The following is a 12,542-nucleotide window of genomic DNA, read 5'->3' as shown; positions in this document are numbered from 1 at the left end:
CCTGAAAGTGCCACCAGTGTATCAAACTGCGGGAAATAACCAAAAGAATGTTCGGGTAATACCAATTTGCTTAATTAAGTGTTCTATTTTGAGGCGAGAAAATAGGGTCGATAACCAGACAAAAATTTGTGAACCTATGTCTAAGGTATAAGGTTCTAAATGAGAAATTTTTAACGCCGTTAGCGTCCTATTTGCTCCTTCAAATTGAACAGGTATTAAGTGAAATTGGTATAATAAAAAGCACCCGATCAGCCAGGCTGATAAGGTGCTTTGTGCGTCGTGCTTAATTCTAGAACGGGAACTAATTGCTTAACGTTTCAACAACATGTTTCGAATAACATAAAAGAGTGTCGACGATTTACTCAGGTACTTCTGCTTCTTGCACTTTCTTGATGAAGTAGTAGACGTAGAAACAACACAGTACGATTACCACGCCCAAGATGCCGAAAGAGAGAAATAACACTGGGTCAGTAAAAAAGTCTCTGAAGAATACGTTCATGTCTGTGCCTCCTGATTTGTCGATGAAGTAATCTTAGTCGAGCATGCACAGAGCAGATATGATCAAGATCAAGTTTCCGGGGGCCCTATACAGGACTCGGTAAATTGCTTGATCCCGATCATGTTTTTATGGGGATAGTGAGCCGTTGGGTAGGAGTCAGGTAGTGTACCAGGTTATCTGGATGCGGGTCTTGCTGTGGTGATTGCTGATTGAGGTAGTCAATAAGCATAGTTTGCTGGCACTTTTCCTGGGCCAGTTCTGCATTGAGCATGTGCCGGCGCAGCTCAGCATACGCCTCATAGTGCTGATGTTGCTGCTTTAATATGCGGCGTATTTGACGCTGAGGATGCAAAACGGTGTGGTCAAATGCGTCACACAGCGCGTGCAATGCCTGAACGTGTGTGGCATGAAGTGACAGATCACGTGCGTCCAGGTACATCAACAGTAAAATCAGGTTGACGTTTTTGTGATCATTATCTTGCAGCGCGAGCAGGGCATCCTGCATGCCTGCGCGCGCATATTGCGTGCAGGCATAAGTCCAGAAATCTGCAGCGTCTAACATATCTCGCCACTTTGTTCGAAATGGGTCTGTTTTTCTTCGAGCTCTTCCAGAGCCATAAGGAGCGCCTCTTCGGTGTCGTTTAACTGTGGCGTGAGTTTAGCTTGTTGGGCCAGTAACTCACTGAGCTTTCCTTTATTTTGCTCAGAGTACAGGTCGTTGTCAGACAATGCCGTTTCAACCTCTGCAAGGGCAGTGCTGAGTTTATCGAGCTCTTTCTCCAGCTTGTCGATCGACTTTTTCAGAGGTTGTACGGCCTTGCGGAATTCCGCTTCCAGTCGCTTCTGTTCTTTGCGATTAACACTTGAGTGAGCTTTGTCTTCGTTGCTGTCTTTGCGCACAGCTTCTTTGTTGGCGTTAAGTAGCCACTGGTAGTAGGCATCCAAGTCATAACCAAAGGCACTGACTTCACCCTGATCGACCAGGTAATACTCATCCGCCGTATGTTTAAGCATATGGCGATCGTGCGATACGGTGACCATAGCTCCTTCAAAGCCTTGCAATGCCATCACCAGGGCATGACGCATTTCGAGATCCAGGTGGTTAGTGGGCTCATCCAGCAGCAGCAGGTTCGGTTTTTGATACACCAGCATGGCGAGCACCAGGCGTGCTTTTTCGCCCCCAGAGAAAGGTTTGACTGGCTCCAGGGCCTTGTCGCCGTTAAAGGCGAAGCCGCCCAGAAAGTCGCGTAGTGACTGCTCACTCGCTTGTGGGTCGAGGCGCTGTATGTGGGTAACCGCGCTGGCAGAGAGGTCGAGCGATTCCAATTGATGCTGGGCGAAATAGCCAATTTTCAGCCCCTGATGCTGGAATACGTCTCCCGCCTGAGGTGATAGTTCACCGGCAAGCAGTTTAATCAGCGTAGACTTACCTGCACCATTGCGGCCCAGCAGGGCGATACGGCTACCCGGCACCAGATTGAGTTTGATTTTGTGTAAGATAGTCACCTCACCATATCCGGCCTGAGCCTGATCTAATGTCATCAGCGGGTTAGGCATGCTATCCGGGTTACTGAATTCAAAGCTAAACGGTGAATCAGCATGGGCGGGCGCCAGCTTTTCCATGCGCTCCAGGGCCTTAACCCGGCTTTGTGCTTGCTTGGCTTTACTGGCTTTGGCTTTAAACCGGGTGATAAACTGTTCCAGGTGGGCAATGGTGGCTTGCTGTTTTTCGTATAATGCCTGTTGCTGCGCCATGCGCTCGGCTTTTTGACGTTCAAACTGGGAGTAGTGGCCTTTATACACGTTGAGCTGCTGTTGATCTACGTGCCAGATTTGATCGACCACTGCATCGAGAAACTCCCGGTCGTGTGAGATCAGTACTAACGTACCTTGATAGGCTTTTAAGAAACGTTCCAGCCAGTAAACGGCGTCAAGATCGAGGTGGTTGGTTGGCTCATCCAGTAGTAACAGGTCGGCATCACGGATCAGTGCCTGGGCGAGGTTCAGGCGCATTCGCCAGCCACCAGAAAAGGCACTGACCGCATCACCCAATTGTGTATTGCTAAATCCCAGACCATGTAATAACTCACCGGCTTTGGCTTCTATTCCATAGCCGCCAACTACTTCTATCTGCTGATGCAGGCGAGCCTGCTCGGCGCCGTCACCCGACGCCTCGGCACTGTGCAGCGCACTGCGCAGTGCATAATATTCGGGGTGACCCTGTAGCACGTATTCCAGTGCACTGATAGCCAGTGCAGGCGTTTCTTGCTTTACGGATGCAATGGACCAGTCTTTCGGAATTTGCAGCTCGCCCGCATCCAGATGTAATTCTGATTTGAGCAACGCAAACAAGGAGGATTTGCCACACCCATTGGCACCGACCAGACCCACTTTGTGTTGTGGAAATAAGGTGGCGCTGGCATTTTTAAGCAGCGTTTTACCACCGCGCATAAGTTCAATATTCGAAAGCTGGATCATACCGTTACATCACTGTTTACTAATGCGCCCATCATAACACGGATCCCTACGGACACTCCAAGCGTATCAACAGCGGAGAATATAGGATAAAATAGCCAACCAGGGCGCGCAGCCCGTGATATGAATCGTCAACTGACCCGTTTACGGATTAGCTAACCTGAGGTAACTAAAGGTGAGAAAGAAAAAACGCTTTATTGCAGGGGCATCTTGTCCCGAGTGTCACGAAGCTGATGTCATGATGTTGTACAAAGAGCATGACGTGGAAAAGGTGGAATGTGTGAAGTGTGGTCATATCATGACACAGCCGAAAGAAGCTGTTCAGGCCTCAACACGCCAGTTTGAGCAGGTTATCGGGGTATTCAGGCCAGAATAACCGGAGCTCAAATGGCTTGGCTCCGTAGTCAGGCTAATAATGTGGTGGAGGCGGCTCCTGATGCTGGGGCATCATGCCCGGATCTTTGCCTTCTTTGATTTTTTCTGCCAGTAACTCAATCTGCCGCTGCATGATTGCCAGACGTGCCTGATGCGCACTCAGTTCGTTGTTTAAAATTTCTATGGTTTCGTCCTGAAATGCTACTTTGGCTTCCAGTTCGTTAATGCGATCTTCGAGGTCTGTCATGATTACTCTCTTGCAAATTGTTCTAACAGGCCGCTGGAGCTCTCTGTCAACAGGGTTTCATCATTCCCGGTAAACGCCACATCAAAGACAACAGCAGACTTAGGCCGGCTTCCCTCGCGTGGCTTGACGCGCCAGGTCGCCAGCTTTTCACCACTATCAACCTGCCACAGGGTCAGTTGTCTGTTTGGCGAGCCCGTTGCAATTAATTGCCCATCCTGATTAAAGCGCACGGCACTGAATATTTTCTGCCGCGCAATATACTGTAATTGCGCTTTGATTTCACCTGATGCGAGTTGCCAGATGCTGGCCTTTTTCATACTGTCTGCTGTAAACGCGTAACGTCCCTGGGGATCCAAGGCGACTCTAGTGACCCGGCTGGGGTGATTGAATCTATGGATAACCTGGCCGGTCCGGGTATCCCAAAAGTAAGCGCTGTAATCATTTGCGCCGGTTAACGCAAAGTGGCCATTGGGTGATAAAGCAATACTGTTAATTTTTTCTTGGTGGCCAAGGAACTCTATGCGTCTGCCGCTTTCTAAGTCGAGATGCACAACCACATTGTCGCTGCGTCCATATAAGACATAACGGCCTTCGTTGCTGATGGCGATGTCGCGAATGGTGCCTTGTTCAATCTGGTAATAACCAACATTTTGTCCATCGGACAAGCGCCAGATTGCAAAGCGATCGTTGGCTGCAGTGACGGCACTGGAGTTGTCATGGGCGATGGCCAGAGAGTGCACCAGTTCATCCGCTTGTTGCGACTGGGACCACTGATATTTTAAACCATGGGTGGTGTTATCCCATAAAACCACGCCATGTTCGATGGATGACACTAAACTGTAACGCCCATCGTGTGAAATAGCCGCGGCGAATGCACCACGTGCGGCATGTTCAACGGTCAGCAATGCATCTGAACTGTCTGTTGAACAACCAGATAACAGTGATGCGGTGATAATTAAAGCAGTTTGAGCGTTGCGCCATAAAAATTTGGGCATAAAATCGGTATTTCCTCTTAACTCCATGATTTGCACCGAGTAGACTAATGGGTAATTTGTAGAGGTCACAAAACTGATATTAGCCTATCGGTATATCAATGTCGCCGATCTCGAAATGAATTTTGCGTCAAAAAGAGAAATTTGGCTTTATGCGCTACGGATGGTAATGTGACATCCACCCTTTTTTAAGATTAATATAATTTTAACAAAGACACCCAACCAGGATAGTGATATTTGACTCTGAGCCTGGGTTTGTCGGAGAGAAAACATGAAACACACAATTAAGTTATCTTTAGTGGCTGCCTCGGTTCTGGCACTGACCGCTTGTAACCAAAAAGCAGAAGAAAAAACAGCGCAAGTTGCAGAAGTAAAGCTGGAGACTGAAGTTCAGCAGCAAGCTTATGGTATCGGTGCATCCGTTGGTAACTTCCTGCAAAAAGATATGGCAGATAAAAAAGAGCTTGGTATTGAGCTGGACCAGGCACTGATCATGCGTGGATTTAAAGACGCACTAGATGGAAATGCAAAACTAGACGAAGCGAAAATTCGTGAAGTACTGACTGCATTGGATTCTTCTGTACGTGAAAAGCAAGCAGCGAAAGCACAAGCTGATGCTGAGAAGAACAAAGTTGAAGGTGCTGAGTACCTGGCTGAGAACGCGAAGAAAGATGGCGTAAACGTCACTGACTCGGGTCTGCAGTATGAAGTACTGAGCGAAGGTGAAGGTAAAAAGCCAGTTGCAACGGACATCGTGAAAGTACACTACAAAGGTACTTTGCTTGACGGTTCTGAGTTCGACAGCTCTTATGCGCGTAACCAACCAGCTACTTTCCCACTGAACCAGGTTATCGCGGGTTGGACTGAAGGTCTGCAGCTGATGGCGGTTGGCTCTAAGTACAAGTTCACTATTCCTTCAGAACTGGGCTACGGTGAGCGCAACCTGGGTAAAATCCCTGCTAACTCAACCTTAGTTTTTGAAGTAGAGCTGCTGGAAATTCAGGAAGAGAAAGAGCACGGCCACGATCACGCGCACGACTCAGAGTAATGCCTGCTGATGCCTCATCTAAAGGTGAGGCAACTGAAAGCAGATATAAAAAAAAGGACCGTCAGGTTAATGCCAGTCAGTTAAGCTGACTGGCATTGTTTTTTCTAGCTGGGTACTTACTTGGCTTTGGTTTTATGGCTCGAGGATAGACCCGATCTTCTCGTCGTGTCGGCAGCTCAAAGTGACCCAATGTTTGTATTAACATCTCATAGTGTTTTGGGATGTTTCCCGGGCTGGCGAGGGGGAGTCGCCCTAAGTAACTTAATATCGCGTTGGCGCAATTACTAAAGCTTAATTGGTTGGCCCATATTCCTTTACGAGATGCCGCTTGAGTCATCACCTGACGCAGCAAGTTGTACCCCAGGAGTAAGCCCCACAGCTCTTGCTCAACCATATCTGATTTTTTGCTTCTTAGCGTATATTCATTGTTTAAAAGTGTCTGCTTGATTTCTCTATAACCCAATTCTATTTCCCAGCGGTGGCTGTAAAGCTCAACTATTTCTTCGCCAGGAAACCTCTGCACATCTATCATCGATGTGAGTATTTGATATTCCTTGTTTTTAATTTTTTTCGTCACAAGTCGGGCTTCTACATACGCAGGTAAATCAGGCGATTGCTTATGAGATTGTGGAGTTGTTTTTAAGCGCACCAATTTATCTAAACGACCATTAGATTTAATCACTTCAAACTGAAGCCCTTTCTTCACCGGTATTAACCAGTGCCTCTCGGTGCCATGTGTTTGCCATTGGTGGAGTAGGTTTAATGAGTAGAACCCTTTATCGAACATCGTGAGGCTGTGGTCTGGCGTGGTGGCAACTAATTTGTCTGCCAGCTTCATTTCATTGGTTTTATATCCGCTGAAAGCACTGCTGATAAGTTGATGGCTGGTCAGCTCCATATGACACACCATTCGAATTTGTGGAAAAGCGGTTTCGCCATGCTGATTGCTGGGGGAGCCAAAACATTCACGATTTTCAGGCGTGTCTTGAGCTCGCCAAGTAACACCGTCGACGGCCAGGAGGTTTAACCCGCACCAAGTTTCAAAGTTTGCTTGCTGATAATAATGCGCAGCCATCATTTCAAAGGCATTTTTGACACTGTCTTTACCGAGTCTTCGCCTTCCCTGAACAAGGGCGCTTGGGGCGATTAATTTGCTATCTCCAGGCAGAGCAATTTCCATGTGGGAAGCTAAATCCCAAACCGACTGTTGACGAAAGAAGCTCATACCAATCACAGTCCACATCACAGCCTCGAGTGGAAGCCTGCGTTTTCTGATAGTTGCAACGCCAGCGCGTTGAAAGGCTTGCTCCAGTATTTCGGCATCCAGAAAGTGATTAAGTTTTTCAAAGGTAACACTTTCGGGCAGTTGCTCAAACGCACTGCAAAAGGCTTGTTCTAAAGACATAAAAAAATCCAATATCAGAAATGATATTGGATTTTGAAGCCTTTAAAAGATCGGTCAACTGATCTATTTAATTCTTAACTGATCGGCATTAACCGTCAGGTCCTTTTTTTATATCAATTTTCGAGGTCAAGCACAGCTGATATTAATCTTCGCTGTGGTTGGCATAGAGGTTATCGATGAGCTCATCTTCGAGTGCGAAGCGTAATTCTAGGGCTTCACCGAGCTCCGACAGATCTTTGTCAAAGTCTGACATCAGTGTTTCGGACTGCATTTCTGCATATTTGTCGTTAAAATCCAGTGCCAGGTCGGTCGTGTCAGTGATACGAGGGTACAATGACTGCGCCAGTTTCAGGCTTTGCGGGCCCTTCTCTTTACACGCTGCGACCAGGTTGTCATAAATCTCAAAGTGTCCGGCGGACAGGTAATCCATCAGGATCTGACAAAAAGTCTGAATCTGTAGCTGATCAGGCAGTGCCCGGTCATCCTGTTCAAATGGAGACAGGCCTGCAACCTTACAATACAGCAGCAAAAGCTCCTGTCGTTCAGCTAACCAGTTGTCGATAACGCTATGGCTACCTCCCCACCTTTGTTGGGCTTGTTCTAAGCGTGACAGCATAGTTATCTCCTTAGCGGGTCATCATCTGCCCGTGGCTTGCCAAAAACATCGGCACAGTGTGACCCAAAGTGGGGTCAAAACTTGATAGTGACCACCTAAAAGCGGTGATGCCGATTATGTTTATCTGTCTTCTATAAAAAGGAAATCTGATGAAAAGGTCAACCTCTTTTTTAGCCAAGTGAGCAAATAACAGGGTGTGTCTCTGATGTAGGTGCGGGAATAACTCTTGTTTACGAGCGGATTGTATAAACTGAAGAGTGAGGCGGCTTAAAATGTTGAAAATTAGTTAAACAAAAAAGCCGCGTCAGGGGGTATTCCTGAGCGGCTATCAATGCAGTTTAGCAATAGAGCTTTATTTTTATTGGTTTTAAAGGTGTTTTTATTCTTCTTAGCGCAGCAAATTTATAGCAAGCTTTTACCCTTGTTGCAAACAGTTTAATCGGGTGTTTTTAATCTGGTTTGTAATGTGTTGAAGTAAAAGGGTTTTAATTTTATGCAGTTCGAATAAAAAGTGACCGGATCAGGGGGAGAGGATTAATCCAGATCATACTGGTGGGAATTTGCGTGCTGTTTCAATAGTGACGTATTGAAGTTAATGATACAATCTGAGCAATTTTTACAGCATTGGAATGAAATTACGCTATGAGCGAGTTGAAAAATGATCGTTACCTGCGCGCGTTGATGAAACAACCCGTAGATGTTACGCCCGTTTGGATGATGCGTCAGGCAGGCCGCTATCTTCCTGAGTATCGCGCGACCCGTGCGCAGGCCGGAGATTTTATGAGCCTGTGTAAAAACGCAGAGTTGGCGTGTGAAGTCACCCTTCAGCCGTTGCGTCGTTACCCGCTTGATGCGGCGATCTTATTCAGCGATATCCTGACGATCCCGGATGCAATGGGTCTGGGCTTGTATTTTGAAACCGGTGAAGGACCTAAGTTTGAGCGTCCAATCAGCTCGCTGAGTGATGTACAAAAGCTGCCTAAGCTGGATCCGACCGATGAGCTGGGTTATGTGATGAATGCTGTGAGCACCATTCGCCGTGAATTGAAAGGCGAGGTGCCACTGATCGGATTCTCAGGTTCACCCTGGACATTGGCGACTTACATGATTGAAGGCGGCAGCAGCAAGACCTTCGGTAAGATCAAGAAGATGGCATTTGCTGAGCCTAAGACATTGCACCTGTTACTGGATAAAGTTGCGGATTCTGTCATTGACTATCTGAATGCACAGGTGAAAGCCGGTGCTCAGTCGCTGATGATCTTCGACTCATGGGGTGGGGTACTGAGCCCGCGTGATTACAAAGAATTCTCGTTGCAATATATGCACAAAATCGTTGACGGTCTGATCCGTGAAAATGACGGCCGTAAAGTGCCAGTTACACTCTTTACTAAAAATGGCGGCCAGTGGATTGAAGCCATTGCGGCAACGGGTTGTGACGCGGTTGGTCTGGACTGGACGATTGATATTGCGGATGCCAGACGTCGTGTTGGTGATAAAGTCGCTTTGCAGGGCAATATGGATCCGTCTATGTTGCATGGTACGCCAGAGCGTATTCGCGAAGAAGTACAGCACATTCTGTCTGGCTATGGTCAGGGGTCGGGGCATGTGTTCAACCTGGGGCATGGTATTACTCCAGATGTTGACCCGGAAAATGCCGGCGTGTTTATTAATGCAGTGCATGAGTTTAGCCGTCAGTACCATCAGGATTAACTGATAGCTTGATGTAATTAATAAAAAACCCGGCTGTTGCCGGGTTTTTTTATGGAAAGGATACCGTGATGACCGATTAGTCCTGACTTTCAAAAGCGCGACGCATAAAACCTGGGGTTGCCAGTGCTCCTTTGTGTACGCCGGTATTGTAATACTCAGTTTCAAAGCTGGCCTGCTCGGCATCTTGCTCACGGAAGCCGTTAAACGATTCCCCTTTACGTGCCAGTGTCGCCGACCACAAGCCGCTCGGGTAGATAGGCTGTGGGAAAGGCAGCGTTTGCAAGTCCACAAACCCCACGTCCAGCATTGCCTGACGCATGGCTTTGAGCAGGTTCATGTGCATCAGAGGAGACTCACTTTGCTGCACTAAAATACCGCCCGGGCGCAATGCTTTGAGGCAGCTGGTATAAAATGCATGGTTGAACAGGCCTTCGCCTGGGCCCACTGGATCGGTGCCATCCACAATGACCACATCGACTGATTCTGGTGCCGCATCGTGCATATACTTGATGCCATCGTCAAACATGACGGTTGCACGCGGGTCGTCATTCGAGGCACAGAGCTCTGGAAAATATTTTAGCGACATTTGCGTAACGACTTCGTCAATGTCGATTTGGGTCACGGTTTCTACATCCGGATGCTTAAGTACTTCGCGCAGTGTGCCACAATCACCACCACCGATGATCACAACATTTTTAGGGGCTGGGTGAGAAAACAAAGCCGGGTGGCTCATCATTTCATGATAGAAAAAGTTCTCCCGGGTGCTGACCATAGTACAGCCGTCAATGATCATCAGATTGCCAAAATCTGTGGTCTCATACATTTCAACATTCTGAAATGGCGACTGGATCTCGTCCAGTTTACGAGTGACGCGTAAAGAAAACGCGCTACCATCACGGTCGCTGATCTCAGTAAACCAGCGGTTTGCTTCTAAATTTGACATTGTTGCCTTCATGCAGATGTAATTTTCAGAGATTTTGCCAGCGCTTTCGCCCCAGCTCAATCTATTTTAGCGTATAAACACCGACTCGGTTAGGGACAAAATACCGCAGGTCGGCTCAGGTTGCCTGCACGACAGATAAATCATGCCTGGTTTTGCAGATGGGGTGGCAAAAGATTGTCACATCTTGGCCTTAAGTATTAAAATATGCGATCTGTAAAGCTAGTTAATTGAGATTGCCATGACCTGGGGTTTGCAAACCGCACGAGCCACTTATAATGTTACGCACTGGAGTGAAGGGTATTTTGACATCAATGATCAGGGGGAGTTAGTCGCCTATCCCGATGGTGATCGCGCAAAGCCGGCCATTTCTCTGGTTGAATTAACCGAGCGCTTTAAAGAGCAAGGCCTGACCTTGCCGGTGCTGGTGCGTTTTACCGATATTCTAAATAGTCGCGTTGAAACCATGACACAGGCTTTTTCACATGCGACAGCTGCAAAATCCTATCAGGGGCAGTATACCTGTGTTTACCCCATCAAAGTGAATCAACAGCGCTCTGTGGTGAGCAAATTACTGGCACACCCGAGTGGCCTGGTTGGCCTGGAAGCGGGTTCTAAGCCCGAGCTTATGGCGATTTTAGGGATCGCGAAAGATCCCATCACCATAGTGTGTAATGGCTATAAAGACAGTGAGTTTCTGCGTCTGGCGATGATAGGCCAGGCCATGGGGCATAAAGTGCACATCGTCATTGAGAAGCTGTCTGAGCTGGACACTTTGCTGAAGGAGATCGCGGTGTTGGGCATTGAGCCCACCATAGGTATTCGTATCCGTCTGAACTCCATTGGCAAAGGGAAATGGCAAAACACCGGCGGTGAAAAAGGCAAATTTGGTCTGACTGCCAGCCAAGTACTGAGTGTGGTAGACAAGCTAACCACTCAGGGCAAACTGCATCTGATGCAGCTGGTGCATTTTCATATTGGCTCGCAGATCGCCAACATCCGTGATATTCAACGCGCACTGCGTGAATGCGCCCGTCATTATGCAGAGCTGTCACAGTTGGGTGTACCACTAAAAACAGTAGATGTAGGTGGTGGCCTGGGGGTAGATTACGAAGGTTCAGGCTCTCGCAGTGCGTGCTCAATGAACTACACAGTGGCTGAATACGCGCGTAATGTGGTAGGGGCTTTTGCCGAAGTAGCTGAGCAGCATGGTCTGCGTCACCCCGATATTATTACTGAATCTGGCCGGGCACTGACGGCACACCATGCTGTACTGATCACCGACGTGATTGATGTAGAGCAAGCGCCTTTTCAGACCACGCCGAGCGCCCCAACGTCCTCTGCACACCATATCCAGCAGGAGTTATGGTTGTCACTGCAACGACTGACACCCAGGCTCGCAATAGAAACCTATCATGATGCGATGCATCTGTTTGGTGATGGTCATGATCAATATGTCCATGGTCTGATAGACATGCAGCAGTGGGCGCAAATTGAGCAACTTTATTTTACCACCCTGCAACGAGTCCGAGAGTGCCTGAATGTGCATTCGCGTTCGCACCGTGAGGTGTTGGATGAGCTCAATGAAAAGCTGGCCGATAAGTTGTTTGTGAATTTCTCGCTATTCCAGTCTCTGCCAGATGTTTGGGGGATCCAGCAACTGTTTCCGGTGATGCCTATTGCGGCACTGGACCAGCCGTTGACTCAGCGTGCGGTGATCCAGGATATCACGTGTGATTCAGATGGGCAGATCCGAGAATATGTAGAAGGTGCAGGGATTGAGTCCAGCTTGCCTATTCCGCCTTATCAGCCGGGTGAGCAATATCATATTGCGATGTTCATGGTGGGCGCCTATCAGGAAATTCTTGGCGATTTACATAACCTGTTTGGCGATACGGATTCGGTTCATGTTGAACTCACTCAGACAGGGTATGAGTTGAGCAATGCCATTAAAGGTGACAGCGTTGAGGACGTGCTGAGGTTTGTTCATTATGACAAAGCGGCGCTGGCGGAAAACTTTACCACGCAAATCTCCGCTCTTGAGGTTGATGAAGCAACGAAAGCCGATTATCTGGCCCAGTTACACGCCGGACTTAGCGGCTATACCTATTTTGAAGATTGAGCTTTAATCGATCCGCAAGTCAGCGCGGGCTGCCTAGCGATGCTTGGCAGCCAAGGCCTCGGTATGATGTAATAAGGCCAATTCGTTATTCTAATCATATGGTCTGAGTGCAC

General features: G+C 47.9%; 12 protein-coding genes. 4 read left to right on the top strand and 8 right to left on the bottom strand.

All coding sequences use genetic code 11. The annotated features are described in order from the left end of the window. Window positions 1-358: 358 nt before the first annotated feature. From CWC22_RS24460 to CWC22_RS18665, 3 genes are all read right to left on the bottom strand, one after another. The gene (locus CWC22_RS24460; RefSeq protein ID WP_010386996.1) at window positions 359-499 is read right to left on the bottom strand and encodes a DUF3149 domain-containing protein; all 141 of its coding nucleotides are present in this window, start codon (window positions 497-499) and stop codon (window positions 359-361) included. A 118-nt stretch (window positions 500-617) separates the two neighbouring features. After that, a complete protein-coding gene (locus CWC22_RS18670) occupies window positions 618-1,061 on the bottom strand; it encodes a TIGR02444 family protein (RefSeq protein WP_138539772.1) in 444 nt (147 codons plus the stop codon). Continuing rightward, the gene (locus tag CWC22_RS18665; protein WP_138539773.1) at window positions 1,055-2,977 is read right to left on the bottom strand and encodes an ATP-binding cassette domain-containing protein; all 1,923 of its coding nucleotides are present in this window, start codon (window positions 2,975-2,977) and stop codon (window positions 1,055-1,057) included. The genes CWC22_RS18670 and CWC22_RS18665 overlap by 7 nt, the downstream gene beginning before the upstream one ends. A gap of 172 nt (window positions 2,978-3,149) precedes the next feature. Here CWC22_RS18665 and CWC22_RS18660 point away from each other — a divergent pair, with 172 nt between their 5' ends. Beyond that, window positions 3,150-3,350: a YheV family putative zinc ribbon protein gene (locus CWC22_RS18660; protein WP_010386993.1), complete on the top strand. Its 201-nt coding sequence runs from the start codon at window positions 3,150-3,152 to the stop codon at window positions 3,348-3,350. Between the two features lie 33 nt (window positions 3,351-3,383). On the opposite strand, the gene CWC22_RS18655 is transcribed toward CWC22_RS18660, so the two are convergent. Together CWC22_RS18655 and CWC22_RS18650 are read right to left on the bottom strand one after the other, a co-directional pair. Then, window positions 3,384-3,596 (bottom strand): SlyX family protein, encoded by a 213-nt coding sequence (locus CWC22_RS18655; protein ID WP_010386991.1) that lies wholly within the window; start codon window positions 3,594-3,596, stop codon window positions 3,384-3,386. 2 nt (window positions 3,597-3,598) lie between these two features. Continuing rightward, window positions 3,599-4,591, bottom strand: a complete 993-nt coding sequence (locus tag CWC22_RS18650; RefSeq protein WP_138539774.1) for a WD40 repeat domain-containing protein — start codon at window positions 4,589-4,591, stop codon at window positions 3,599-3,601. A 268-nt stretch (window positions 4,592-4,859) separates the two neighbouring features. Between CWC22_RS18650 and fkpA the strand changes: the two genes are divergently transcribed. After that, window positions 4,860-5,636 carry an FKBP-type peptidyl-prolyl cis-trans isomerase gene (gene fkpA / locus CWC22_RS18645; RefSeq protein ID WP_049863512.1) on the top strand — a complete coding sequence of 259 codons (777 nt, stop codon included), beginning with the start codon at window positions 4,860-4,862 and terminating at the stop codon, window positions 5,634-5,636. Window positions 5,637-5,712: 76 nt separating this feature from the next. Here fkpA and CWC22_RS18640 read toward each other — a convergent pair whose 3' ends face one another. Both CWC22_RS18640 and CWC22_RS18635 read right to left on the bottom strand, forming a co-directional pair. Then, the gene (locus CWC22_RS18640) at window positions 5,713-7,041 is read right to left on the bottom strand and encodes an IS4 family transposase (RefSeq protein ID WP_195879835.1); all 1,329 of its coding nucleotides are present in this window, start codon (window positions 7,039-7,041) and stop codon (window positions 5,713-5,715) included. 142 nt (window positions 7,042-7,183) lie between these two features. Beyond that, window positions 7,184-7,657 carry an Rsd/AlgQ family anti-sigma factor gene (locus tag CWC22_RS18635; RefSeq protein WP_010386987.1) on the bottom strand — a complete coding sequence of 158 codons (474 nt, stop codon included), beginning with the start codon at window positions 7,655-7,657 and terminating at the stop codon, window positions 7,184-7,186. A gap of 642 nt (window positions 7,658-8,299) precedes the next feature. Between CWC22_RS18635 and hemE the strand changes: the two genes are divergently transcribed. After that, complete coding sequence (gene hemE, locus CWC22_RS18630) at window positions 8,300-9,367, top strand: uroporphyrinogen decarboxylase (RefSeq protein WP_010386986.1); 1,068 nt, start codon at window positions 8,300-8,302, stop codon at window positions 9,365-9,367. 76 nt (window positions 9,368-9,443) lie between these two features. Here the strand turns inward: hemE and speE are convergent, their stop codons facing one another. Next, the gene (speE, locus tag CWC22_RS18625; RefSeq protein WP_010386985.1) at window positions 9,444-10,310 is read right to left on the bottom strand and encodes a polyamine aminopropyltransferase; all 867 of its coding nucleotides are present in this window, start codon (window positions 10,308-10,310) and stop codon (window positions 9,444-9,446) included. Window positions 10,311-10,548: 238 nt separating this feature from the next. Here speE and speA point away from each other — a divergent pair, with 238 nt between their 5' ends. Continuing rightward, the gene (gene speA, locus CWC22_RS18620; protein WP_138537711.1) at window positions 10,549-12,429 is read left to right on the top strand and encodes a biosynthetic arginine decarboxylase; all 1,881 of its coding nucleotides are present in this window, start codon (window positions 10,549-10,551) and stop codon (window positions 12,427-12,429) included. Window positions 12,430-12,542: the final 113 nt, after the last annotated feature.

The organism is Pseudoalteromonas rubra, from assembly GCF_005886805.2.
GTDB lineage: Bacteria > Pseudomonadota > Gammaproteobacteria > Enterobacterales > Alteromonadaceae > Pseudoalteromonas > Pseudoalteromonas rubra_D.
Note: the sequence above shows the minus strand (reverse complement) of the source record. Positions and strands in the feature narration are given on the sequence as shown.